Origin of the sequence: Duganella sp. LjRoot269, from assembly GCF_964254095.1 — a bacterium.
Taxonomy (GTDB): domain Bacteria; phylum Pseudomonadota; class Gammaproteobacteria; order Burkholderiales; family Burkholderiaceae_D; genus Rugamonas; species Rugamonas hordei.
The window spans coordinates 888495-910631 of sequence record NZ_CAXUSL020000001.1 but is presented as its reverse complement, the minus strand read 5'-3'; the positions used below and the strand labels follow the sequence as shown (position 1 = coordinate 910631).

At 61.3% G+C, this 22137-nt stretch carries 29 protein-coding genes; 2 read left to right on the top strand and 27 right to left on the bottom strand.

Features of this window, described 5'->3' with window-relative positions:
- Window positions 1-37: 37 nt before the first annotated feature.
- From ACSQ3S_RS03955 to ACSQ3S_RS03940, 4 genes are all read right to left on the bottom strand, one after another.
- Window positions 38-3187, bottom strand: a complete 3150-nt coding sequence (locus ACSQ3S_RS03955) for an efflux RND transporter permease subunit (RefSeq protein ID WP_176655262.1) — start codon at window positions 3185-3187, stop codon at window positions 38-40.
- Between the two features lie 3 nt (window positions 3188-3190).
- Window positions 3191-4348 carry an efflux RND transporter periplasmic adaptor subunit gene (locus ACSQ3S_RS03950; RefSeq protein WP_436141624.1) on the bottom strand — a complete coding sequence of 386 codons (1158 nt, stop codon included), beginning with the start codon at window positions 4346-4348 and terminating at the stop codon, window positions 3191-3193.
- Window positions 4349-4508: 160 nt separating this feature from the next.
- Window positions 4509-5864: an ATP-binding protein gene (locus tag ACSQ3S_RS03945; RefSeq protein WP_176655260.1), complete on the bottom strand. Its 1356-nt coding sequence runs from the start codon at window positions 5862-5864 to the stop codon at window positions 4509-4511.
- Window positions 5861-6589, bottom strand: coding sequence for a response regulator (locus ACSQ3S_RS03940; protein WP_176655259.1), 729 nt, complete (start codon window positions 6587-6589; stop codon window positions 5861-5863). Before ACSQ3S_RS03940 ends, ACSQ3S_RS03945 begins: the two co-directional genes overlap by 4 nt.
- Before the next feature lie 197 nt (window positions 6590-6786).
- Here ACSQ3S_RS03940 and ACSQ3S_RS03935 point away from each other — a divergent pair, with 197 nt between their 5' ends.
- Entirely contained in the window at window positions 6787-7266 is a 480-nt protein-coding gene (locus ACSQ3S_RS03935; RefSeq protein WP_176655258.1) for a Spy/CpxP family protein refolding chaperone, read from the top strand.
- Between the two features lie 2 nt (window positions 7267-7268).
- On the opposite strand, the gene dsbD is transcribed toward ACSQ3S_RS03935, so the two are convergent.
- Window positions 7269-9167 carry a protein-disulfide reductase DsbD gene (gene dsbD / locus ACSQ3S_RS03930; protein WP_436141623.1) on the bottom strand — a complete coding sequence of 633 codons (1899 nt, stop codon included), beginning with the start codon at window positions 9165-9167 and terminating at the stop codon, window positions 7269-7271.
- Between the two features lie 144 nt (window positions 9168-9311).
- On the opposite strand from dsbD, the gene ACSQ3S_RS03925 reads away from it, so the two are divergent.
- On the top strand, window positions 9312-10982 hold the full coding sequence (locus ACSQ3S_RS03925; protein ID WP_436141622.1) for a M20/M25/M40 family metallo-hydrolase: 1671 nt from the start codon (window positions 9312-9314) through the stop codon (window positions 10980-10982).
- Between the two features lie 53 nt (window positions 10983-11035).
- Here the strand turns inward: ACSQ3S_RS03925 and rplQ are convergent, their stop codons facing one another.
- The 22 genes from rplQ to rpsC all read right to left on the bottom strand — a co-directional run bounded on the left by rplQ (window position 11036) and on the right by rpsC (window position 22136).
- Window positions 11036-11434 carry a 50S ribosomal protein L17 gene (gene rplQ, locus ACSQ3S_RS03920; protein WP_176655255.1) on the bottom strand — a complete coding sequence of 133 codons (399 nt, stop codon included), beginning with the start codon at window positions 11432-11434 and terminating at the stop codon, window positions 11036-11038.
- 183 nt (window positions 11435-11617) lie between these two features.
- On the bottom strand, window positions 11618-12595 hold the full coding sequence (locus tag ACSQ3S_RS03915; RefSeq protein WP_008444343.1) for a DNA-directed RNA polymerase subunit alpha: 978 nt from the start codon (window positions 12593-12595) through the stop codon (window positions 11618-11620).
- A gap of 110 nt (window positions 12596-12705) precedes the next feature.
- On the bottom strand, window positions 12706-13329 hold the full coding sequence (rpsD, locus tag ACSQ3S_RS03910; RefSeq protein ID WP_176655254.1) for a 30S ribosomal protein S4: 624 nt from the start codon (window positions 13327-13329) through the stop codon (window positions 12706-12708).
- A 215-nt stretch (window positions 13330-13544) separates the two neighbouring features.
- Entirely contained in the window at window positions 13545-13949 is a 405-nt protein-coding gene (gene rpsK, locus ACSQ3S_RS03905; protein WP_008444339.1) for a 30S ribosomal protein S11, read from the bottom strand.
- A gap of 14 nt (window positions 13950-13963) precedes the next feature.
- Window positions 13964-14329: a 30S ribosomal protein S13 gene (rpsM, locus tag ACSQ3S_RS03900; protein WP_008444337.1), complete on the bottom strand. Its 366-nt coding sequence runs from the start codon at window positions 14327-14329 to the stop codon at window positions 13964-13966.
- A 27-nt stretch (window positions 14330-14356) separates the two neighbouring features.
- Window positions 14357-14470 (bottom strand): 50S ribosomal protein L36, encoded by a 114-nt coding sequence (gene rpmJ / locus ACSQ3S_RS03895; protein ID WP_005663407.1) that lies wholly within the window; start codon window positions 14468-14470, stop codon window positions 14357-14359.
- A gap of 33 nt (window positions 14471-14503) precedes the next feature.
- On the bottom strand, window positions 14504-14722 hold the full coding sequence (gene infA / locus ACSQ3S_RS03890; RefSeq protein WP_005663428.1) for a translation initiation factor IF-1: 219 nt from the start codon (window positions 14720-14722) through the stop codon (window positions 14504-14506).
- Window positions 14723-14740: 18 nt separating this feature from the next.
- A complete protein-coding gene (gene secY / locus ACSQ3S_RS03885; RefSeq protein WP_117014456.1) occupies window positions 14741-16075 on the bottom strand; it encodes a preprotein translocase subunit SecY in 1335 nt (444 codons plus the stop codon).
- Window positions 16076-16107: 32 nt separating this feature from the next.
- On the bottom strand, window positions 16108-16539 hold the full coding sequence (gene rplO / locus ACSQ3S_RS03880) for a 50S ribosomal protein L15 (protein ID WP_166097815.1): 432 nt from the start codon (window positions 16537-16539) through the stop codon (window positions 16108-16110).
- A gap of 27 nt (window positions 16540-16566) precedes the next feature.
- Window positions 16567-16749: a 50S ribosomal protein L30 gene (rpmD, locus tag ACSQ3S_RS03875; protein ID WP_090325890.1), complete on the bottom strand. Its 183-nt coding sequence runs from the start codon at window positions 16747-16749 to the stop codon at window positions 16567-16569.
- Between the two features lie 10 nt (window positions 16750-16759).
- On the bottom strand, window positions 16760-17278 hold the full coding sequence (gene rpsE / locus ACSQ3S_RS03870) for a 30S ribosomal protein S5 (protein WP_008444331.1): 519 nt from the start codon (window positions 17276-17278) through the stop codon (window positions 16760-16762).
- A 9-nt stretch (window positions 17279-17287) separates the two neighbouring features.
- Window positions 17288-17650: a 50S ribosomal protein L18 gene (gene rplR / locus ACSQ3S_RS03865; protein ID WP_090325886.1), complete on the bottom strand. Its 363-nt coding sequence runs from the start codon at window positions 17648-17650 to the stop codon at window positions 17288-17290.
- A gap of 13 nt (window positions 17651-17663) precedes the next feature.
- Complete coding sequence (gene rplF, locus ACSQ3S_RS03860) at window positions 17664-18197, bottom strand: 50S ribosomal protein L6 (protein ID WP_176655253.1); 534 nt, start codon at window positions 18195-18197, stop codon at window positions 17664-17666.
- Window positions 18198-18207: 10 nt separating this feature from the next.
- A complete protein-coding gene (gene rpsH, locus ACSQ3S_RS03855; protein WP_008444325.1) occupies window positions 18208-18603 on the bottom strand; it encodes a 30S ribosomal protein S8 in 396 nt (131 codons plus the stop codon).
- 14 nt (window positions 18604-18617) lie between these two features.
- The gene (gene rpsN, locus ACSQ3S_RS03850; protein ID WP_008444324.1) at window positions 18618-18923 is read right to left on the bottom strand and encodes a 30S ribosomal protein S14; all 306 of its coding nucleotides are present in this window, start codon (window positions 18921-18923) and stop codon (window positions 18618-18620) included.
- Between the two features lie 7 nt (window positions 18924-18930).
- Window positions 18931-19470 carry a 50S ribosomal protein L5 gene (gene rplE / locus ACSQ3S_RS03845; RefSeq protein ID WP_008444321.1) on the bottom strand — a complete coding sequence of 180 codons (540 nt, stop codon included), beginning with the start codon at window positions 19468-19470 and terminating at the stop codon, window positions 18931-18933.
- 6 nt (window positions 19471-19476) lie between these two features.
- Window positions 19477-19791: a 50S ribosomal protein L24 gene (rplX, locus tag ACSQ3S_RS03840; RefSeq protein ID WP_176655252.1), complete on the bottom strand. Its 315-nt coding sequence runs from the start codon at window positions 19789-19791 to the stop codon at window positions 19477-19479.
- A gap of 9 nt (window positions 19792-19800) precedes the next feature.
- On the bottom strand, window positions 19801-20169 hold the full coding sequence (gene rplN, locus ACSQ3S_RS03835; RefSeq protein WP_008444317.1) for a 50S ribosomal protein L14: 369 nt from the start codon (window positions 20167-20169) through the stop codon (window positions 19801-19803).
- Between the two features lie 259 nt (window positions 20170-20428).
- On the bottom strand, window positions 20429-20701 hold the full coding sequence (gene rpsQ, locus ACSQ3S_RS03830) for a 30S ribosomal protein S17 (protein WP_166097829.1): 273 nt from the start codon (window positions 20699-20701) through the stop codon (window positions 20429-20431).
- Window positions 20698-20889, bottom strand: coding sequence for a 50S ribosomal protein L29 (rpmC, locus tag ACSQ3S_RS03825; RefSeq protein WP_019923486.1), 192 nt, complete (start codon window positions 20887-20889; stop codon window positions 20698-20700). Before rpmC ends, rpsQ begins: the two co-directional genes overlap by 4 nt.
- A 12-nt stretch (window positions 20890-20901) precedes the next feature.
- The gene (gene rplP / locus ACSQ3S_RS03820) at window positions 20902-21321 is read right to left on the bottom strand and encodes a 50S ribosomal protein L16 (protein ID WP_176655251.1); all 420 of its coding nucleotides are present in this window, start codon (window positions 21319-21321) and stop codon (window positions 20902-20904) included.
- 2 nt (window positions 21322-21323) lie between these two features.
- Window positions 21324-22136: a 30S ribosomal protein S3 gene (gene rpsC, locus ACSQ3S_RS03815; protein ID WP_176655250.1), complete on the bottom strand. Its 813-nt coding sequence runs from the start codon at window positions 22134-22136 to the stop codon at window positions 21324-21326.
- Between the last annotated feature and the right edge of the window lies 1 nt (window position 22137).

Genomic DNA, 22137 nt, shown 5'->3' with positions numbered 1-22137 from the left:
TGATAAAGAGGCGGTCTCCCGCTCAGCTTGTCACCGCTCAATGCTTGACGGTGTTCACCGCTTTCAGTGGCACGGCGTGCACACCTTCCGGCACCGGCGGCGCGGCGTCGTCGGCGAGCTCGTCGTCGCCCATCGGACCGCTGCCGCTGTACTTGTCGAGGAACAGGTAGATCACCGGGGTGATGTACAAGGTGATCACTTGCGAGAAGATCAGGCCGCCGACCACCGCCAGGCCCAGCGGCTGGCGCAGCTCGGCGCCGGCGCCCAGGCCCAGCGCGATCGGCAAGGCGCCCATCAGCGCGGCCATGGTGGTCATCATGATCGGGCGGAAGCGCAGCACGCAGGCTTCGCGGATCGCCTCGGCCGGCGTGCGGCCCTCGTTGCGCTGCACGTGCAGCGCGAAGTCGATCATCATGATGGCGTTCTTCTTGACGATGCCGATCAGCATCAGGATGCCGATGATGGCGATCATCGTCAGGTCCAGGTTGAACAGGCGCAGGGTCAGCAAGGCGCCCACGGCGGCCGACGGCAGGCCGGCCAGGATGGTCAGCGGGTGGATATAGCTTTCATACAGCACGCCCAGCAGCACGTAGATGACGCCCAGCGCGGCGATGATCAGGATCAGCTGGCTGCTCTGCGAGCTCTGGAACACGGCCGCGTCGCCGCCGTAGTTGGTGATGATGGACGCCGGCAGATGCATGTCCGCGCCCATCTTGTCGATCTTGGCGGTGGCCGTGCCCAGCGGCACGTCCGGCGCCAGGTTGAACGACAGCGTGATCGCCTGCAACTGGCCCTGGTGGTTGACGGCGGTCGGGCCGATGGTGCGCTCGACGCTGGCAAAACTGGACAGCTGCACCAGCTGGCCGGTCTTGTTGCGCACCGAAATCTTGGTCAGCGCGCTGTCGAACTGGCGGTCGGCGTCGGCCGCCTCCATGATCACGTAGTAGCTGGCGGCCGGCGAGTAGATGGTCGACACCTGGCGCTCGCCGAAGGCCAGGTACAGCGCCGTGCGGATATCGCCGATGGCCACGCCCAGGTTGTTGGCCTTGTCGCGGTCTATCTTCAGCGACGCCTGCAGGCCCTTGTTCTGCGAATCGCTGGTGACGTCGCGGAAGTCCGGATCGGCGCGCAGGCGGTCCAGGTATTTCTCTGCCCATTCGTTCAGCGCGCCGGGGCTGACCGACTGCAGCGTGTACTGGTAGCGGCTCTTGGACTGGCGTCCGCCCAGCTGCAGATTCTGCACCGGGCTCAGGTAGACGGAAATGCCGGCGACCTTTCTGGTGGCCTGGCGCAGGCTGTCGAGCACCTGCGGCATCTTGTCGCGCTGGTTGCGCGGCTTGAGCACCAGGAACATGCGGCCGCTGTTGCCGCCGCCGGTGAACGAGGTCACGTCCTGCACGTTGGGGTCGGCCTTGATGACGGCCGCCACGCGGTCCTGCAGCGCCAGCATGGCCGAGGTCGAGATATCCTCGGATGCCTCGGTGCTGACGCGGATCTGGCCCAGGTCCTCCTCCGGGAAGAAGCCTTTCGGGATCGTGATGTACAGCACGGCGGTCAGCGCGAAGGTGCCCACCGCGGCGGCCAGCACGACATAGCGGTGGTGCAGCGCGATGTCCAGCGTGCGCACGTAGCCGTTGCGCAGCGCGGTGAAGCCGGTCTCGAACCAGCGGCCGATGAAGCCGCCCTTGTCGTGTTCCGGATCGATGGCGTCGGCCGGCAGCAGCCGGCTGGCCAGCATCGGCACCAGCATCAGCGACACCGCCGCCGACACCAGCACCGACAGCGCCACCACCACGGCGAATTCGTGGAACATCAGGCCGATCACGCCCGGCATGAAGAAGATGGGAATGAACACGGCCACCAGCGACACCGAGATCGAGATGATGGTGAAGCCCATTTCCCTGGCGCCCACCAGCGAGGCTTGCAAAGGCTTCTTGCCCAGTTCGATATGGCGCACGATGTTTTCCAGCACCACGATCGCGTCGTCGACCACCAGGCCCACCGCCAGCGTGATGCCGAGCAGCGAAACGTTGTCCAGGCTGTAACCGAAGGCGTACAGCAGGGCCAGCGCGCCCAGCAGCGAGATCGGCATCGTGATGGCCGGGATGAAGGTGGCGGCGGCGCGGCGCAGGAACAGGAAGATCACCAGCACCACCAGCGCGATGGTCAGCAGCAAGGTCAGGTTGACGTCGTGGATCGCTTCGCGGATCGACACCGAGCGGTCGTTGACCAGGTTGATGTTGATCGACGCCGGCAGCTGCGCCTTGAAGCGCGGCAGCAGGCGGCGCACGCCGTCGACCACCTGCACGGTGTTGGCGTCCGGCTGGCGCTGCACCAGCAGCACGATGGAGCGCTCGCCGTTGTAGCTGCCGTAGCTCTTGACCGACTGGAAGCTGTCCTGCACGTCGGCCACGTCCTTCAGCCGCACCGGCTCGCCGTTGCGCATGGCGATGATCAGCTCGGCGAATTCGGACGCCTTCATCATCTGGGCATTGCCCTGGATGGTCAGCGTCTGGCTCGGGCCGTCAAGCACGCCGAGCGGCGTGTTGGCGTTGGCCGACTTGATCGCCTGCTGCAGCTCGTCGAGCGTCATGTTGCGGGCGTTCATCAGCTCGGACTTGGCGCGCACGCGCACGGCAAAGCGCTTCTGGCCGTTGACCGTCACCTGCGCCACGCCCGGCAGCGTCGACAGCGACGGCGCGATCAGGTTCTCGGCGTAGTCGTTCAGCTCGGACAAGGTCAGCGACGGCGAATTCATCGTCATGAACAGCACCGGCGCGTCGGCCGGGTTGACCTTGCGGTAGGACGGCAGGTCCGTCATCTCGACCGGCAGCTGGCGCTGCGCGCGCAGCAGCGCGGCCTGCACGTCGACCGCCGCTTCGTTGACGTTGATGCTGGGATCGAACTCCAGCGTCAGCGAGGAATTGCCCAGCGTGTTGGTCGAGGTGATCATCGCCAGGCCGGCGATGGTGGAGAACTGCTTTTCCAGCGGCAGCGCGACGGACGAGGCCATCGTGTCCGGCGAGGCGCCCGGCAGGTCGGCCGAGACGTTGATGACCGGGGTGTTGTAGCTCGGCAGCGCGGCGACCGGAATGTAGAAGTAGGCCAGCACGCCGGCCAATATCAGGCTCAGCGACAGCAGCACCACCATCACCGGCCGGCGGATGCATAGTTCTGAAAGGTTCATTGCTTAGCCCTTCTCTTTCGCGCCGTCGGCCGGCTTGTCGGCCGACGCGACGCGCACCTTGCCGCCCGGCCGCAGGTTCTGCTTGCCGTCGACGATGACTTTCTCGCTGCCGCTCAGGCCCGATACGGCGGCGTTGTCGCCAAACGCGTACAGCCGCTTGATGTTGACCACCTTGGCGGACTGGTCGGCATCGACCGCGTACACGAATGTACCTCGGCTATTGCTAATGATAGCGTTTTGCGGGATCACCGTTGCATCTTTCAGCACATGGGAGATCAGCCGGGTGTTGACGTATTGGCCGGGCCACAGGTTGGTGTCCTTGTTGTCGAACTGGGCCTTGACGCGGATCACGCCGGCCACCGGGTCGACGGTGTTGTCGATGAAGCTCAGCGCGCCGGTGATTTCCTTGTCGGAGCTGCCCAGCGCGACCTTGACCGTGACCGGTCCTTGATGCTGCGCCTGCAGCAAGCCGGCCAGCGCCGATTCCGGCAGGGTGAAGGCGACGGTGATCGGGTCCAGCTGGGTGATGGTGGTCAGCGACGTCGCCAGCTGCACCAGGCTGCCCGGGTAGACGTTGATGGCGCCGACGCGGCCCGTCATCGGCGCGCGGATGCTGGTGTAGCTGGCGTCCACGCCGACCGAGCGGGCGGCGGCGATGTCGGACTGTAGCAGCGCGCGCGCCGAATCGACCTGGCTCTTGAGCGTGTCGACCGCGCCCTGGGCGATGAAGTTCTTCGACAGCAGCTCCATCGAGCGCTTGTACTGGCGCTCGTAGTCGGCCAGCGCGGCGCGGTCGCGCTCGACCTGGGCCTGGGCCTTGTCGACGTTGGCGCGCTCGCTGCGGTCGTCCAGCGTGAACATCAGCTCGCCCGATTTGACGAACTGGCCTTCCTTGATATGGACCCTGGAAATGGTGCTGGTGGTTTGCGGATGCAGGTCGACGGTGCTGATCGGGGTCACGGTGCCGTTGGCCTGCAGCACGACCGGCACATCCTGGCGGCTGGGCGCGATCACGCTGACGGTGGTCGGGCCTTGTGGGCCGCTGCCGTTCAGGGGCTTGGCGCCGGCTTGCTGCTCGCCCGAACCGTGGGTCGTGTACCAGATGCCGCCGCCGATAACGGCGATGGCGCCGGCCAGGATTGCTAAGGAAGATTTTTTCATTTTTTGAACCAGGTTTTACCGTCGTAAAATATTGCCGCCGTGCATAAGGCGGAATATTGTCGCATAGTATTTGTTGGAAAAACCGCGCGGCGACAGCCGCCGGACGGTTTTTTTCTGCGCGGGGGCTGGGCGCAGCGGTGTGGGAACGGCGGTGGTCCCGTCAGGAGCCGGCGTAGTATTCCGGAACGATCAGAGTGACTTCCAGTCCACCGTCCGCATGGTTGGACAGCATGACGTTGGCGCCGTGCTGCTCGGCGATATTGCGGGCGATGGTCAGCCCCAGGCCGGTGCCGCCGGATTCGCGCGAGCGCGAGGTTTCGATGCGGTAGAACGGTTCGAACACGCGCGCCATCTGGTCCTGGTCGATGCCGGGACCGCCGTCGCGGATGCGGATGCGGGCGGCGCCGACCATGCGCTCGACCGTCACGTTGGCGTAATGTCCATATTTCACCGCGTTGTCGATCAGGTTGACCAGGCAGCGGCGGATCGCCAGCGGACGTCCCATCAACGCCATCGCCGCCCTGCCGCGCAGCTCGACCTGCTGGCCGCCGTCGGTGGCGTCGCTGCACACACTGTCGAGCAGCGAATCGAGGTCCAGCGCCTGCATGGTTTCGGTGGTGTCCATGCTGCGCGCCAGGTCCAGGCCTTCCTTGACCATCTGCTGCATCGCCGACAGGTCGTCGATCAGGCGCTGCTGCAATTCCGCGTCGCCGACTTTTTCCAGCCGCAGGCGCAGGCGGGTCAGCGGGGTTTGCAGGTCGTGCGTGATCGCCGCCAGCATTTGCGTGCGCTGCATGATGTGCTGGCGGATGCGCGCCTGCATGGCGTTGAAGGCGGCGCTGGCCTGGCGGATTTCCGCCGCGCCGCTCAGCACCACCGGCGGGTGGTTGATGTCGTTGCCCAGGTCCTTGGCGGCCTGCGCCAGCAGCTTCAGCGGACGCACCGTCATGCGCGTGACCAGGTAGGCCAGCGCGGTAATGCTGATGAGGAAAGGCAGCATGGTCAGCAGTTCGCTGTGGGCCGACGGCGGCGGCGAGCGCGGCGGCAGCACGGACAGCTTCAGCACCTGGCCGTCGTGCAGCCGCACGTTCATGGTTTCGCAGGTGCCGCGCCACTGGCTGGGCGCGAACATATTGGGGGACTGGCGCGGCAGGTCGCAGGCGGCCGGATGCTCGACCAGCGGGCCCAGCTTGAAGCCATCGCCCAGGCGCTGCTGCAAGGTGGCGGAAAATTCGGTCTGCGGCAACGCGGTGGCGCTCGGCACGTCGCTGCGCTCCAGGCGCACCGTGCCGCGATTGGCCATGCGCAGGTAGGTCGGGCGCGACGCTTCCGGCAGCACGTCCGCCGTGGTGATCAATTGTTCGGCCCGCTCCAGCGCATGGAAATCGCGGTAGCGTTCCAGCGCGCGCGTGCGTTCGCCGACGGCCAGCCACTGGGTCAGCGCCGCCGAGGCGACGATACCGAGCAGCAGGATCAGGAACACGCGCCCGGTCATTGATCCGAAAAAGGCTTTCACGCTAGCGGCTCCACGGTCACTTGTCCGGCCAGCACGTAGCCGCCGTTGCGCACGGTCTTGATGATTTGCGGCAGGCGCGCGTCCTCGCCCAGCTTCTGCCGCAGGCGGCTGATCTGGATGTCGATCGAGCGGTCGAACGGATCGGCGTCGCGGCCCTGCGTCAGGTTCAGCAGCTGGTCGCGGTTGAGCACGCGGTTCGGATGCTCGAGGAAGACCTTGAGCAGGCGGAACTCGGCGCCCGACAGCATGATGACGATGCCGTCCGGATTGAGCAGGTGGCGCGCGGTCAGGTCCAGGGTCCAGCCGGAAAAGCGCATTTGCTGCGCCTTGTCGGTGCCGCTGCCGGACGGCATGGCGTTACTGCGGCGCAGCACGCTGCGGATGCGCGCCAGCAGCTCGCGCGGCTCGAACGGCTTCGGCAGGTAGTCGTCGGCGCCCATCTCGAGGCCGAGGATGCGGTCCAGCGGTTCGTTGCGGGCGGTCAGCATGATCACCGGCAGCGTCGAGTGGGCGCGCAGCTTGCGGCACAAGGTCAGGCCGTCGTCGCCCGGCAGGTTCAGGTCGAGCACGACCAGGTCGGGGCGGGCTTCGTCGAGCAGCTTCCACATGGCGATGCCGTCGGCGGCGCACAGGGCGCGGTAACCGTTAGATTCGAGGTAATCTGCCAGCAGGGTGCGGATGTCGCGGTCGTCGTCGACGATCAAGATAGTAGATGTGGGTTCCATATGCTAATTATCCCCAGTTCGGCCCCGTGTGACCAATCACCAATTGTATCGTCTTGTATATGACCATAGGGTCGAAACATATGGATACAAAAACTTCGGGCCGCGAAACTTGGCGGCAACCTAGCGCTGCCAACATGGGTTCAAGCGCGGTGACCAACGCACCGCGATACCTAACTTTCAATGATAAAGGAACGACCATGAACGTCTTACGCAAAAGCATACTGATCGGTTTTACCGTACTGGGTATGGCCGCCGCACAGGCACAGGATACGACGCCGCCGGCCGGCCGTCACGGCGCCGTCGTCAGCAAGGAGCAGATGCAGGCCAAGATGGCGGAAATGTTCGCCAAGCGCCAGGCCAAGCTGCACGACCTGCTGAAGCTGACCGCGCAACAGGAATCGGCCTGGGCGACCTACCAGGCGGCGATCAAGCCGGCCGCCACCGGCGCGGCTGACCACACATCGTTCGCCACCTTGTCGGCGCCTGATCGCCTGAGCAAGATGATCGAGATGGCCAAGCAGCACGAAGCGAAGATGGAGGCGACGCTGCCGGCGCTGACCGCGTTCTACGGCCAGCTGACCACCGAGCAGAAAGCCATCTTCGACGACAATACGATGGGCGGCAAGCATGGCGGTTTCCACGGCCATCGCGGCGGCTGGGGCGGCCACCGCGGCTGAGCCTAGTTCAGGCGGGACAGGGACGCGGTGAACTTCGCCGCGTCCTGGAAGCCGATGACGCGGGCGCCGTCGATTTCCTTGCCGGCCTTGTCGAACAGGATGATGCCCGGCGGGCCGAACAGGCCGAAGCGCTTCAGCATGGCCTTGTCGTCGGCATCGTTGGCGGTCACGTCCACTTGCAGCAGCATGGTGTTGGCCAGCCTGGCGCGCACTTGCGGATCGACGAAGGTCAGCTTTTCCATCTCCTTGCAGGACACGCACCAGTCCGCGTAGAAGTCCAGGATCGCGGTCTTGCCGCCGGTTTGCGCCAGCACGGCGTCGAGCTGCTGCACGGTCTTGACGCGCTGGAAGGCCAGCGGCGCCTCATGCTTGCCGCCGGCCAGGTGGGCCAGCGGCGCCAGCGGATCGCGGCCGCCGCTGACCACGCCGATCAGCTGCATCAGGCCCAGCACGGCGACGATCACGCCCACCGACTTGGCCACCCACTTACCCGAATTCATCAGCAGATACATGCCGTAGCCGACGAACAGCGCGGCCCAGCCCAGCATCTGCACCGCCGCCGGCAGCACCGGCGCCACCAGCCACCAGCCCATCGCCAGCATCAGCACGCCGAAGAAGCGCTTGACGGCGTCCATCCACATGCCGGCGCGCGGCAGCAAGGCGCCGGCCGAGACGCCGACCAGCATCAGCGGCACGCTCATGCCGACAGCCATCGCGAACAGCGCGGCGCCGCCGATGACGACGTCGCGGCTCTGGCTGATGTAGACCAGCGCGGCGGCCAGCGGCGCGGCCACGCACGGGCCGACGATCAGCGCGGAAATGGCGCCCATCACGAACACGCCGGCCAGCTTGCCGGAAGATTGACGGTTCGACACGGTGCTCAGCTTGGACTGCAGCGCGGCCGGAACCTGCAGCTCGTAGAAGCCGAACATCGACAGCGACAGGATAGCCATCAACACGCCGAAGCTGCCCAGCACCCACGGATTTTGCAGCGCGGCGGCCAGGCCCTCGCCCGCCAGTCCGGCAGCCACGCCGAGCGCGGTGTAGACGATGGCCATGCCCAGCGAGTAGGTGACCGACAGCAGCAAGCCCCGGCCACGGCTGCTGCTGGCGCCTTCGCCGACGATGATCGAGGACAGGATGGGCACCATCGGCAACACGCACGGGGTGAACGACAGGCCCAGGCCCAGCAGCGCGAACAGCGGCAGGATGACCAGCAGCTTGCCGCCTTTCAGGGCCGCTTCCAGGCGGCCGGATTCGGTGGCCGGGACGACGGCTGCGGCAACCGGCGGAGCTGGCGGCGGGATGACGGCGACCTTGGGCGTCGGGATGGCGACGATGGTGACGCCCGGCGTGACGGCGGCGGGCTTGCCTTCGCCGGTGGCGGCGGCCGGAGCGGACGATGCGCCCGCTGCGGCGGCACCGGCTGAGGGCGACGCGGTCGCAACCGCAACAGCTGCAGGCAGCGGCATGCTGCCGCTGCCCACCAGCTGTATCTTGTAATCCTGCGGCGCGTAGCACAGGCCCTTGTCCGAGCAGCCCTGGCCGGTGGCCAGCAGCGTGAACGCGCCGGCGGCATCGACCGGCATCGTCATGGTGACGGTCTTGCGATAGGTCTCGACGTTCTTGCCGAAGGTTTCATCGAAGTGCACGGTGCCGGCCGGGATGGCCAGCGCGCCCAGCTTGGCGCCGTCCGCCTTGAACTTGAAGCGCTCGCGGTACATATAGTAGCCGTCGGCGATCTGAAAGCTGACCGACAGCGTATGGCCGTCGACCATCTGCGCCGAGAATTTGAAGGCCGCATCCGGCTCCAGGAAACCGTCATCGGCCAGCGCGGGACGAGCCAGCAACAGGGCGATCAGCGACAGCAGCGGGGCGAACAGACGGGCGAAACGGAGCATGAGTTTTCTTTCGACGAAACGAGCACCAGCATAGTACACCGGGGCTGCTTTTCCCGCCTGAGGCGGGGCTTAATCCCTTCTTAATCCCTGCAACGTCTCCGGTTTTTGTGCGAAACTCAACACTTTCCCGCTCAGGAGCAACAGATGACCAACACCCGCCCCCTGCTGTTTTCCGTCCTGGCGCTGGCCGTGGCGTCGGCCAGCGCGCAAGCCCCCGTCAAGGCCCTGAGCGCGATCTCGGCGCCGGAGATCTTCGCTCACATCACGACGCTGGCGTCGGACGACTTCGAGGGCCGCGCGCCGGGCTCCCCGGGCGAAGCGAAGACGGTCGCCTACATCGAGCAGCAATTCAAGAAGCTGGGCCTGAAGCCGGGCAACCCCAACGGCAGCTGGATACAGGCCGTGCCGATGCGCGGCCTGACGCCGACGCCAACCTTCAGCTACCAGGTCGGCGGCAAGACGGTGGCGTTGAATTTCCCGGAAGACTATGTTGCCCATTCGACCAGCCAGCCGACCAGCGTCAACGTCGCCAATTCCGAGATCGTGTTTGTCGGCTACGGCGTGCAGGCGCCGGAATATGGCTGGGATGACTACAAGGGCGTCGACGTGCGCGGCAAGACCATCCTGATGCTGATTAACGACCCGGCCGTTCCCGATCCGAAGGACCCGTCGAAACTGGATCCGTCCATGTTCAAGGGTAACGCCATGACCTACTATGGACGCTGGACCTACAAGTACGAGATCGCCGCCAGGCTGGGCGCGGCGGCCGCCATCATCATCCACGAGACCAAGCCGGCCGCCTATCCGTGGGACGTGGTGCGCAGCGGCGGCAACGCCGAGCAGTTCAGCCTGTTGCGCGACGGCGCCGATCCGGACGCGCCGACGGTGCCGGGCTGGATCCAGCTGGCCAAGGCCAGGGAGCTGATGGCAGCCGCCGGCTACGACTTCGACACGCTGAAAGCCCAGGCGCTGACCCGGGACTTCCGTCCCGTCAGCCTGAAGGCCACGGCGGACTTCAAGGTGGACAACACCGCGCGCACCGTCAACTCGAACAACGTGGTGGCGATGATACCCGGCAGCGATCCCAAGCTGAAGCATGAATACGTGATCTACAGCGCCCACTGGGACCACCTGGGCATCGACGAGCGGCTGCCGGGCGAGCGCAGCAAGCAGATCTATCACGGCGCGCTGGACAACGCCTCCGGCATCGCCGCGCTGCTGGAGATCGCCAAGGCCTACAAGGCGCTGCCGAAGGCGCCCAAGCGCTCCATCCTGTTCGTGGCGACCACGGCCGAGGAACGCGGCCTGCTGGGCGCGAAATACTACGCCAGCCATCCGCTGTATCCGCTGAAGCAGACGGTGGCCAACATCAATATCGACGGCATCAACGCCTGGGGCAAGACGGCGCAGATCGAGAACGTGACGTCGGGCCATTCAAGCATCGACGGCCTGCTGGAGAAATATGCGAAGACGCAGGGCCGGCTGATGGAGAAGGATAGCCGGCCGGAGCTGGGCAGTTTCTACCGCGCCGACCAGCTGGAGTTCGCGCGCGTGGGCGTGCCGGTGCTGTACACCAAGGCCCGCAGCCGCTACCTGGACAAGCCGGACAGCTATGCGCACGAGGTGGTCGACAGCTATGTCGCGCACGACTACCACCAGGTGACCGACAACGTCCGCAACAACTGGGACTTCAGCGGCGCGGTGCAGGATATCCAGCTGCTGTTCCAGGTCGGCCTCGACATCGCGCAGGGCACCACGCCGGAATGGAGCGCCGGCTCGGAGTTCAAGGCGGCCGGCGACCAGCGCCTCAAATAAAAAAAAGCCAGACTGAGCCTGGCTTTCTTCCAACGTTGCTGCAACTGCGAAGATTACTCTTCCGCGGTTGGGGCGCTGTCGATGTCGGTGACTTCTGGACGGTCCATCAGCTCAACATAAGCCATTGGAGCGTTGTCGCCAACACGGAAACCCATTTTCAGGATGCGCAGGTAGCCGCCGTTGCGGTTTGCGTAGCGTGGGCCCAGTTCTGCGAACAGCTTCAGAACCATTTCACGATCGCGCAGGCGGGAGAATGCCAGACGCTTGTTAGCCAGGGTGTCGGTCTTGCCCATGGTCAGGATAGGCTCAACTACGCGGCGCAGCTCTTTAGCTTTTGGCAGCGTGGTTTTGATGGCTTCATGACGCAGCAGGGAAACGGTCATGTTGCGCAGCATAGCCAGACGGTGGGACGAGGTACGATTCAGTTTACGGAGGCCGTGACGGTGACGCATGGTACTTCCTTTCAGGTGTTTAAATCCGAGTTCTTCGATCGCTCACGTTTGACGGGGAGCGCGGACCGGTTCTAGGGATATACGCCCGGCACAACATGCGCCGGGCGGGTACTACAAAATGCAAATCAGTTGGTAACAGGACCGAACATCGCTGCGCGATGTCCGGCACTGTCACCCAATTTGTTATTTTTCCAGGCCTGCAGGCGGCCAGTTTTCCAGCTTCATGCCCAGGGTCAGGCCGCGGGAAGCCAGCACTTCCTTGATTTCGTTCAGGGACTTGCGGCCCAGGTTCGGCGTCTTCAGCAGTTCGTTTTCCGAACGCTGGATCAGGTCGCCGATGTAGTAGATGTTTTCCGCTTTCAGGCAGTTGGCCGAACGGACGGTCAGCTCCAGGTCGTCCACCGGACGCAGCAGGATAGGATCGACCAGCGGTGCGCGCGATGGGGCTTCGGCAGCGGCTTCGGTGCCTTCCAGGGCGGCGAACACGTTCAGTTGATCGACCAGCACGCGGGCCGATTGACGGATCGCTTCTTCCGGCGAAATCACGCCGTTGGTTTCGATGTTGATGATCAGCTTGTCCAAGTCGGTACGCTGTTCCACGCGAGCGGACTCGACGAAGTAGGAAACGCGGCGAACCGGCGAGAACGATGCATCCAGAATGATGCGGCCGATGGTCTTGTTGGTGTCTTCGGACAGGCGGCGTACGTTACCCGGCACATAGCCACGGCCTTTTTCGACTTTGATCTGCATGTCCAGTTTGCCGCCGGCGGTCAGGTGAGCGATCACGTGGTCCGGATTGATCAGTTCCACGTCGTGTGGCAGATCGATGTCCGAAGCCAGGATGGCGCCTTCGCCTTCCTTTTTCAGGGTCAGGGTGACGGAGTCGCGGTTGTGGACTTTGAAGACCACGCCCTTCAGGTTCAGCAGCAGGTCAACGACGTCTTCCTGCACGCCGTCGAGCGACGAGTATTCGTGTACAACGCCCGCGATCGTCACTTCGGTCGGCGCGTAGCCCACCATCGACGACAGCAGCACGCGACGCAGCGCATTACCCAATGTATGGCCATAGCCGCGTTCGAACGGCTCCATCACTACTTTAGCGTGGCCGGCGCCCAGCGCCTCTACATCGATAATACGTGGCTTCAACAGACTGTTTTGCATGTAAATGTCCTTTTCAATACCCTCGGCGCGTTAGGCCGATAAGGCTGATGGCATTAGTGAAAACGCCCACTCGAGCGAGTGGGCGGGTTTTGGTGCTGCTAGACTACAGATTAACGCGAGTACAGTTCGACGATCAGCGATTCGTTGACGTCGTTGGCGATCTCGTTGCGCTCTGGCAGGGACTTGAAGGTGCCTTCCATTTTCTTGGAGTCGACCGACACCCAAGCTGGCATGCCGACTTGTTCAGCCAGCGACAGCGCTTCAACGATACGCACTTGCTTTTTCGACTTTTCGCGGACAGCGATGACGTCGCCGACTTTGACCACGTACGAAGCGATGTTCACAACCTGGCCGTTCACGGTGAAGGCTTTGTGCGATACCAGCTGACGCGCTTCAGCGCGGGTCGAGCCGAAGCCCATGCGGTATGCGACGTTGTCCAGGCGGGTTTCCAGCAGCTTCAGCAGGGTTTCGCCGGTGTTGCCCTTGCGGCGGTCGGCTTCTGCGAAGTAGCGACGGAACTGACGTTCCAGCACGCCGTACATACGCTTGACTTTTTGCTTTTCGCGCAGCTGGTTGCCGTAGTCCGAGGTGCGGGCACCCGACTTGACGCCGTGCTGGCCTGGTTTGACGTCAAGTTTGCACTTGCTGTCCAGCGAGCGACGTGCGCTCTTCAGGAACAGGTCAGTACCTTCACGACGGGAGAGTTTTGCTTTAGGTCCGATATAACGTGCCACGATGCTTCCTTTTTTTAAATGATGACGCCCCAGCTGTGCCAGCACAGTTAGGCGCTAGTCCTGACCTCACGGGCCGGACGTGGCTAAAGTCTGCCGGCATATCAGCCAGACAGACGACAATAGCCGGGCAGTATAACCGTTTCCGGTCATCTGCTCCAGCGATTTTTTTTAACAGCGGGAAGGAGGCGAAGCGAACTTCGCCGCCGACCGGACTATTAGATACGACGACGTTTTGGAGGACGGCAGCCGTTGTGCGGCACTGGGGTAACGTCCTGGATCTCGGTGATCTTGATGCCCAGGTTGTTCAGTGCGCGCACTGCGGATTCGCGACCAGGACCAGGGCCCTTGATGCGCACTTCCAGGTTCTTCACGCCGCACTCAACCGCGACTTTACCAGCTGCTTCAGCCGCAACCTGCGCTGCGAACGGGGTCGATTTACGCGAACCCTTGAAGCCAGCACCACCGGAGGTTGCCCACGACAGCGCATTGCCCTGACGGTCGGTGATGGTAATGATGGTGTTGTTGAAGGAAGCGTGAACGTGCGCGATACCTTCGGCAACGTTCTTCTTGACCTTCTTGCGTACGCGCGCTGCTGCTGCGCTGCTTTGTTGCTTAGCCATGTGATTTCCCTAGATTATTTCTTGAGCGATTGAGCGGCTTTGCGCGGGCCCTTGCGGGTACGTGCATTGGTGCGGGTGCGCTGACCGCGGACCGGCAGGCCCTTACGGTGACGCATGCCGCGGTAGCAACCCAGATCCATCAAACGCTTGATGTTCATGGACAGTTCGCGGCGCAGATCGCCTTCGACGATGAATTTAGCTACTTCATCGCGCAGCTTTTCCAGTTCGCTGTCGTCCAGATCCTTGACCTTTTTATTGGTCGCGATACCCGTTGCGGCGCAGATGAACTTTGCGCGTGGACGGCCTACACCGTAGATGGCCGTCAGGCCGATAACGGTGTGCTGATGATTGGGGATATTAACCCCTGCAATACGTGCCATTCGTTATTCCTCGATAAATAACGGTTATTAACCTTGACGCTGCTTGTGACGTGGTTCGACGCAGATTACGCGAACAACGCCCTTGCGCTTGATGATCTTGCAGTTGCGGCAGATCCGCTTGACTGAGGCGTTAACTTTCATTTTGCTCTCTCTTCTTGGTTCGATTATCTATAGTTACTTGGTCCGGAACACGATGCGTGCGCGGCTCAGATCGTAAGGTGTCAGCTCTACCGTCACCTTGTCGCCAGGAAGAATGCGGATATAGTTCATCCGCATTTTACCCGAAATATGCCCGAGCACCACGTGTCCGTTTTCCAGCTTTACTCGAAATGTTGCATTCGGGAGATTCTCAAGAATCTCGCCCTGCATCTGTATGACGTCGTCTTTTGCCATTCGGTATGTTTACCGCGCTTATCGCGTCGGAATTCCGCCCTTGAAATTTGCTTTGCGCAGCAGCGATTCATATTGCTGCGACATCACGTAGTTTTGTACCTGCGCCATGAAGTCCATGGTCACAACTACAATAATCAACAGAGAGGTGCCGCCAAAATAAAACGGTACCTTCCACTCGGCTTGCATGAATTCCGGCAACAAACACACCAAAGTGATGTAGATGGCGCCAGCCAGTGTCAAACGTGTCAGGATCTTGTCGATGTAACGGGCAGTCTGCTCACCGGGACGTATCCCTGGCACAAAGGCCCCGCTCTTCTTCAAGTTATCCGCTGTTTCCTTGCTGTTGAAGACCAGCGCTGTATAGAAGAAACAGAAAAACACGATCGCAATGGCGTACAACAGTGCGTGGATGGGCTCGCCTGGCCCCATCGATGCTGCCAAATCTTTCAGGAACCGGACCGCCGGGTTGGCCGTGTCGGCGCCCGTCGTAAACCAGCCCACGATCGTTGCCGGGAACAAGATAATCGACGAAGCGAAGATCGGTGGGATCACGCCGGCCATGTTCAATTTCAATGGCAGGTGCGACGTTTGTCCACCGTAAATCTTGTTACCCACCTGGCGTTTCGCATAGTTCACCAGAATCTTGCGTTGGCCACGTTCGACAAACACCACGAAGAACGTCACCGCCACAACCAGGATCATGATGATGATCGCGGACAAGGCACCGATCGAACCGTTGCTCACCGACGAGGCCAGGCCTCCCAGCGCGCCCGGCAGGCCGGCGGCGATACCCGCGAAGATGATGATCGAGATGCCGTTACCGAGACCGCGCTCGGTAATCTGCTCGCCCAACCACATCACGAACATGGTTCCGGTCAACAGCGTCACGACCGTCACGAAACGGAATGCAAAGCCTGGATCCAGCACCAGGCCAGCTTGCGACTCCAGTGCGACTGCAATGCCGAACGCCTGGAACGACGCCAGCACCACCGTGAAATACCGGGTGTACTGGGTGATCTTGCGACGGCCTGCTTCGCCTTCTTTTTTGAGCGCTTCCATCTGCGGCGAGACGATCGACACCAGCTGCATGATGATCGAGGCCGAGATGTAAGGCGTGATACCCAGCGCAAAGACTGTGAAGCGCGCGAGAGCGCCACCGCTGAACATGTTCAACATGCCCAGGATGCCACCCTCTTGCGACTTGAACAGCGCGGCCAATTGTACCGGATCGATCCCGGGAACCGGGATGTGAGCGCCGATACGATAAACCACCAATGCGCCAAGCAAGAACCAGAGCCGGCCCCAAGGGAAACCAGCTGCTGCACTTTTAGCTAATTGTGGGTTAGTCGCCAATTTTCGCTCCGATCAAGCTGTTAGCGGTCAACTCAGGCTACCGAGCCGCCGGCTGCTTCGATGGCGGCTTTCGCGCCAGCGGTCACTTTCAGGCCTTTGAGGTTCACCGCTTTGGTGATCTCGCCGGACAGAATGACGCGCACGTCGCGTGCCAGCACGCTCAGTACGCCAGCTTGCTTCAGCACCAGGATGTCGACATCGCCGACAGCCAGCTTGTTCAGGTCGGACAGGCGCACTTCAGCTTTGAAGGTGGCGTTGAGCGACTTGAAACCGCGCTTAGGCAGACGGCGTTGCAGAGGCATCTGACCGCCTTCGAAACCGACTTTGTGGAAGCCGCCCGAACGCGATTTTTGACCCTTGTGACCACGGCCCGAGGTTTTACCCAGACCGGAGCCGATACCGCGGCCGACGCGACGCTTGTAGTGCTTAGCGCCATCGGCTGGTTGTATGGTATTCAGTTCCATGATTTCTCCGTGTGTAAGCCCGGGGGCTTACGCAACTACTTTAACGAGGTACGAGACTTTGTTGATCATGCCGCGCACGGATGGGGTGTCTTGCAGCTCGGAGACCGAGTTGACGCGACGCAGGCCCAGACCGCGGACGGTGGCACGGTGATCTTCACGCGTGCCGATCAAGCCCTTGACCAATTGTACTTTGACGGTTTTAGTTGTCATGTCGTTCACCTTAGCCCAGGATCTCTTCTACCGACTTGCCGCGTTTCGCAGCAATTTCAGCAGGAGTACTCATTTTTGCCAGACCATCCAGCGTGGCGCGCACCAGGTTGTAAGGGTTGCTCGAGCCGGTGGATTTCGCCACGACGTCGGTCACGCCCATTACTTCGAAGATTGCGCGCATTGCGCCGCCGGCGATGACGCCGGTACCTGGTTTCGCAGGCGACATCATCACTTTCGATGCGCCGTGACGGCCGGTAACGGTGTGCTGCAGGGTGCCGTTCTTCAGGGAGACCTTGATCAGGTTGCGACGGGCTTCTTCCATTGCCTTCTGCACACCAACCGGTACTTCCTTCGACTTGCCCTTGCCCATGCCGATGCGGCCATCGCCGTCACCAACCACGGTCAGCGCGGCGAAACCCATGATACGACCACCCTTGACCACTTTGGTCACGCGGTTGATCGCGATCATTTTTTCGCGCATGCCGTCATCCGGCTTGTCGCTTGCCATTTTTGCTTGCATTTTTGCCATGATCGTTCCTTAGAACTTCAGACCGGCTTCGCGCGCGGCTTCTGCCAGCGCCTTCACACGGCCGTGGTAACGGAAACCGGAGCGGTCGAACGCGACTTCGGTAATCCCTGCTTTCAGTGCTTTCTCTGCGACGCGCTTGCCGACGATCGCGGCAGCAGCAGCGTTGCCGCCCTTGCCCGATTTGCCAGCCAGTTCGTTGCGCACTTCGACTTCTGCCGTGGAGGCCGATACCAGTACTTTGGCATCCGGCGAGATCAGGTTCGCGTAGATATGCAGGTTAGTGCGGTGTACCGACAGGCGGTTCACTTTCTGTTGCGCGATCTTGATCCGGGTTTGGCGTCCGCGGCGCAGACGTGATTCTTTCTTGTCCATCGTCAGCCCCTAGTTACTTCTTCTTGGTTTCTTTAATCTTAACCACTTCGTCCGCATAACGGACGCCCTTGCCCTTGTAAGGCTCAGGGGAGCGGTAAGCGCGAACTTCAGCAGCCACTTGGCCCACTTGCTGACGGTCGATCCCTTTGATGATGATCTCCGTCGGCGTTGCGGTAGCGCAGGTGACGCCGGTTGGCATGGCGTGCACGACAGGGTGCGAGAAGCCCAGCGACAGATTCAGCTTGTCGCCTTGCGCTTGCGCCTTGTAACCCACACCGACCAGGTTCAGCTTTTTCTCGAAACCCTTGGTCACGCCAACAACCATGTTGTTGACCAGTGCGCGCAGCGTACCGGACATGGCATTGGCTTCGCGGCTGTCATTAGCGGCGACGAAGCTCAGGGTTCCTGCGTTGTTTTCCACCTTTACCTGGCCGTTCAGGGCCTGGGTCAAGACGCCCAGCGGGCCCTTGACGGTGATCGCTTGCGCGGAGATGGCGACATCAGCGCCAGCTGGCACAGCGATTGGCATTTTAGCTACACGAGACATGTCTAACTCCTTATGCGACGTAGCAAATAACTTCGCCGCCGACACCGGTAGCGCGTGCTTTGCGGTCAGTCATGACGCCTTGCGGAGTCGACACGATCGCCACACCCAAGCCATTCATCACAGTAGGGATCTCGTCTTTGCCCTTGTAGACGCGCAGGCCCGGACGGGACACGCGCTCAAGGCGCTCAATGACGGGACGGCCAACATAATACTTCAAACCGATTTTCAGTTCCGCCTTGCCACCAGCTTCGGCTACGGCGAAATCTTCAATGTAACCCTCGTCCTTGAGGACGTTGGCAATCGCAATTTTAACTTTCGACGATGGCATGGCCACGGTCGTCTTTTGCACGCCTTGGGCGTTACGAATGCGGGTCAGCATATCGGCGATAGGATCGCTCATACTCATTGCATATTCTCCTATTACCAGCTTGCTTTAGTCATACCCGGGATCTCACCACGCATGGCGAATTCACGGAGCTTGATACGGCCCAGACCGAATTTACGGAAAGTGCCGCGTGGACGACCGGTGACGGCGCAGCGGTTACGCTGGCGAGTCGGTGCCGAGTTACGTGGCAGCGCTTGCAGCTTCAGGCGCGCTTCGTAACGTTCTTCTTCCGACTTCGACTGGTCATCAATGATGGCCTTCAGCGAGGCGCGCTTGGCGGCAAACTTGTTTGCCAGGTCGACGCGTTTCTGCTCACGGTTAATCAGTGCGAGTTTTGCCATGATCTTCTTAGTTCCTGAACGGGAATTTAAAGGCGGCGAGCAGAGCTTTCGCTTCGTCGTCGGTCTTGGCGGTGGTGGTGATCGAAATGTTCATACCACGCAGCGCATCGATCTTGTCGTACTCGATTTCCGGGAAGATGATCTGCTCTTTCACGCCGATGTTGTAGTTACCACGGCCATCGAACGAGCGGCCATTGACACCACGGAAATCGCGCACGCGCGGCAGGGCCACGGTGATGAAGCGATCGAGGAACTCGTACATGCGAGCGCCGCGCAGGGTGACCATGGTACCGATCGGGTAGCCTTCACGGATCTTGAAACCCGCGATAGCTTTGCGCGACTTGGTCGTCACCGGCTTCTGGCCGGCGATCTTGGTCAGGTCGCCGACAGCGTGCTCGAGGACTTTCTTGTCCGCGATGGCCTCACCAACACCCATGTTCAGGGTGATCTTGGTCAGACGTGGAACTTCCATCACCGACTTGTAACCGAATTTCGCGGTCAGGTCGGCGACGACTTTTTCTTTATAGAATTCTTGGAGACGTGCCATGATTTCTTAAGCCTTCACTACTTCGCCGGACGATTTGAAGACGCGGACTTTTTTGCCATCCACTTCCTTGAAACCGACACGGTCTGCCTTGCCAGTCGCTGCATTGAACAATGCAACGTTGGACACGTGAATCGGCATAGTCTTATCGACGATACCACCTTGTACGCCAGTCATTGGGTTAGGCTTGGTCGCTTTTTTGGCGACGTTGATGCCTTCAACCACGACATGCTCAGCATCGATACGCTGCTGAACGACGCCACGCTTGCCCTTGTCTTTCCCGGTCAGAACGATGACTTCGTCGTTTTTACGAATCTTATCCATTACGACTCCTTACAGGACTTCCGGTGCCAGGGACACGATCTTCATGAACTTTTCAGTGCGCAGCTCGCGCGTCACTGGTCCAAAAATACGGGTACCGATCGGTTCCAGCTTGGCGTTCAGCAGAACGGCAGCGTTGCCGTCGAACTTCACCAGGGAACCGTCTTGGCGGCGAACACCTTTAGCGGTGCGCACTACCACGGCGTTATAAATTTCACCTTTTTTGACACGACCGCGTGGCGCAGCAACCTTAACGGTTACCTTGATCACGTCGCCGATGCCAGCATAACGGCGCTTGGAGCCGCCCAATACCTTGATGCACATAACTTCTTTGGCACCGGTATTGTCAGCCACTTCGAGCCGGCTTTCAGTTTGAATCATAGTATTCTCTTTCCCAACTTAAGCCGAAGAATCCACACAATGCGGACCCGCGGTCAGTCTTGGTCCCGCCAGAGTGCCCTGCTGGGCCCACTGTTTGGGTGCTTGACCTTCGTACTGCACTGACCGCACGGTTCTGCGTCTGTGGCCAGACACTTTGCGGCGTTACATGAACGAAGCCCGCAAGTATTACATACAACTCGCGGGCTTGCAAGAACTAATTGAAGCGCCCCCGCTGTTGCCACGGGGGCGTGCACTTCAATTAAACGATTTGTGCGGCTTGCACCACACGGGTCACGGTCCATGCCTTCGTTTTGGAGATCGGACGACCTTCCACGATTTCCACCGTGTCACCGGCTTTCACCTGGTTGGTCTCGTCGTGCGCGTGGTACTTGTTCGAGCGCACGATGATCTTGCCGTACAAAGGATGTTTCACGTGACGTTCGATCAGAACGGTAACGGTCTTGTCCATCTTGTCGGACACCACCTTACCGATCAGCGTGCGCTTGAGCGGCTTGTTCACTGTTTCGGTCATTTGGCTTCCTTGGTGTTCATTACCGTTTTTACACGTGCGATATCGCGACGTACCTTCTTGAGCTGCGAAGTATTGCTCAGCTGTTGCGTAGCGATTTGCATACGCAGGCCGAATTGTGCCTTCAACAGGTCATTCAGCTCTTTTTGCAGAGCTACCTGGTCTTTGCCGCGGAGTTCAGATGCTTTCATATTTCACTCCTGTTATTGGCCGACTTGGCGGATCACGAACGTGGTCGCCAGTGGCAGTTTGGCAGCGGCCAGGCGGAATGCTTCGCGCGCCAGTTCTTCTGCGACGCCATCCATTTCGTACAGGACTTTGCCTGGACGGATTTCAGCGACGTAGTACTCCGGATTACCTTTACCGTTACCCATACGGACTTCGGCAGGCTTGTTCGAGATCGGTTTGTCCGGGAACACGCGAATCCAGATACGGCCGCCACGTTTGATGTGACGGGTCATGGCGCGACGTGCTGCCTCGATCTGGCGTGCCGTGATACGACCACGGGCAACGGCTTTCAGACCGAACTCGCCGAACGACACCGAAGTGCCGGCGGTGTGCGAAATGCCGGTGTTACGGCCTTTCTGCTCTTTACGATACTTTCTGCGTGCTGGTTGCAGCATGATTATTCTCCTGCTTTCTCGGCCGGCTTGGCGGCGCTGCGCACACGGGCTGCACCTGGAGCGGCTGGTTTCGCACCGGCGCCGGCACCGGCTGGGCGCGGACGGCCAGCTGGTTTGCCGTCGTCACGACGTGGGCCACGTGGCTTCTTCTCGTCTGGCGGGGTATCGATGACTGGTGCGTCGCCGTTAGGCGCGCGGTCACCCTTGTATACCCAGACCTTGACGCCGATGATGCCGTAGGTGGTCGAAGCTTCGCTGGTGCCGTAGTCGATATCGGCGCGCAGGGTGTGCAGTGGCACACGGCCTTCGCGATACCACTCTTTACGAGCGATTTCGATACCGTTCAGACGACCCGACGACATGATCTTGATGCCCAGGGCACCCAGACGCATGGCGTTTTGCATCGCACGCTTCATCGCGCGGCGGAACATGATGCGCTTTTCCAGCTGCTGGGCGATCGAATCGGCGATCAGCTGCGAGTCGATTTCCGGCTTGCGGATTTCTTCGATGTTCACGTGGACAGGCACGCCCATGATCTTGGTCAGCGCCGACTTCAGTACTTCGATGTCTTCGCCTTTTTTACCAATGACCACGCCCGGACGCGAGCTGTAGATCGTGAAGCGCGCGTTCTTGGCAGGACGCTCGATGACGATGCGGCCGACCGAAGCGTTCTTCAGCTTGGTCTTCAGGTAAGCGCGTGCTTTCAAGTCTTCGTTGAGCATCGAGGCAAAGTTGCTGTTGCCCGCGTACCAACGCGACGCCCAGTTACGGGTAACCGACAGGCGGAAGCCGGTTGGGTGAATTTTTTGACCCATT

What these genes read in the sequence shown, in the direction of transcription:
- ACSQ3S_RS03955 (WP_176655262.1), bottom strand. Translation starts at nt 3,187, where the DNA reads ATGAACCTTTCAGAACTATGCATCCGCCGGCCGGTGATGGTGGTGCTG.
- ACSQ3S_RS03950 (WP_436141624.1), bottom strand. Translation starts at nt 4,348, where the DNA reads ATGAAAAAATCTTCCTTAGCAATCCTGGCCGGCGCCATCGCCGTTATC.
- ACSQ3S_RS03940 (WP_176655259.1), bottom strand. Translation starts at nt 6,589, where the DNA reads ATGGAACCCACATCTACTATCTTGATCGTCGACGACGACCGCGACATC.
- ACSQ3S_RS03935 (WP_176655258.1), top strand. Translation starts at nt 6,787, where the DNA reads ATGAACGTCTTACGCAAAAGCATACTGATCGGTTTTACCGTACTGGGT.
- dsbD (WP_436141623.1), bottom strand. Translation starts at nt 9,167, where the DNA reads ATGCTCCGTTTCGCCCGTCTGTTCGCCCCGCTGCTGTCGCTGATCGCC.
- ACSQ3S_RS03925 (WP_436141622.1), top strand. Translation starts at nt 9,312, where the DNA reads ATGACCAACACCCGCCCCCTGCTGTTTTCCGTCCTGGCGCTGGCCGTG.
- rplQ (WP_176655255.1), bottom strand. Translation starts at nt 11,434, where the DNA reads ATGCGTCACCGTCACGGCCTCCGTAAACTGAATCGTACCTCGTCCCAC.
- ACSQ3S_RS03915 (WP_008444343.1), bottom strand. Translation starts at nt 12,595, where the DNA reads ATGCAAAACAGTCTGTTGAAGCCACGTATTATCGATGTAGAGGCGCTG.
- rpsK (WP_008444339.1), bottom strand. Translation starts at nt 13,949, where the DNA reads ATGGCTAAGCAACAAAGCAGCGCAGCAGCAGCGCGCGTACGCAAGAAG.
- rpsM (WP_008444337.1), bottom strand. Translation starts at nt 14,329, where the DNA reads ATGGCACGTATTGCAGGGGTTAATATCCCCAATCATCAGCACACCGTT.
- rpmJ (WP_005663407.1), bottom strand. Translation starts at nt 14,470, where the DNA reads ATGAAAGTTAACGCCTCAGTCAAGCGGATCTGCCGCAACTGCAAGATC.
- infA (WP_005663428.1), bottom strand. Translation starts at nt 14,722, where the DNA reads ATGGCAAAAGACGACGTCATACAGATGCAGGGCGAGATTCTTGAGAAT.
- rplO (WP_166097815.1), bottom strand. Translation starts at nt 16,539, where the DNA reads ATGGAACTGAATACCATACAACCAGCCGATGGCGCTAAGCACTACAAG.
- rpmD (WP_090325890.1), bottom strand. Translation starts at nt 16,749, where the DNA reads ATGACAACTAAAACCGTCAAAGTACAATTGGTCAAGGGCTTGATCGGC.
- rpsE (WP_008444331.1), bottom strand. Translation starts at nt 17,278, where the DNA reads ATGGCAAAAATGCAAGCAAAAATGGCAAGCGACAAGCCGGATGACGGC.
- rplR (WP_090325886.1), bottom strand. Translation starts at nt 17,650, where the DNA reads ATGGACAAGAAAGAATCACGTCTGCGCCGCGGACGCCAAACCCGGATC.
- rplF (WP_176655253.1), bottom strand. Translation starts at nt 18,197, where the DNA reads ATGTCTCGTGTAGCTAAAATGCCAATCGCTGTGCCAGCTGGCGCTGAT.
- rpsH (WP_008444325.1), bottom strand. Translation starts at nt 18,603, where the DNA reads ATGAGTATGAGCGATCCTATCGCCGATATGCTGACCCGCATTCGTAAC.
- rpsN (WP_008444324.1), bottom strand. Translation starts at nt 18,923, where the DNA reads ATGGCAAAACTCGCACTGATTAACCGTGAGCAGAAACGCGTCGACCTG.
- rplE (WP_008444321.1), bottom strand. Translation starts at nt 19,470, where the DNA reads ATGGCACGTCTCCAAGAATTCTATAAAGAAAAAGTCGTCGCCGACCTG.
- rplX (WP_176655252.1), bottom strand. Translation starts at nt 19,791, where the DNA reads ATGGATAAGATTCGTAAAAACGACGAAGTCATCGTTCTGACCGGGAAA.
- rplN (WP_008444317.1), bottom strand. Translation starts at nt 20,169, where the DNA reads ATGATTCAAACTGAAAGCCGGCTCGAAGTGGCTGACAATACCGGTGCC.
- rpsQ (WP_166097829.1), bottom strand. Translation starts at nt 20,701, where the DNA reads ATGACCGAAACAGTGAACAAGCCGCTCAAGCGCACGCTGATCGGTAAG.
- rpmC (WP_019923486.1), bottom strand. Translation starts at nt 20,889, where the DNA reads ATGAAAGCATCTGAACTCCGCGGCAAAGACCAGGTAGCTCTGCAAAAA.
- rplP (WP_176655251.1), bottom strand. Translation starts at nt 21,321, where the DNA reads ATGCTGCAACCAGCACGCAGAAAGTATCGTAAAGAGCAGAAAGGCCGT.
- rpsC (WP_176655250.1), bottom strand. Translation starts at nt 22,136, where the DNA reads ATGGGTCAAAAAATTCACCCAACCGGCTTCCGCCTGTCGGTTACCCGT.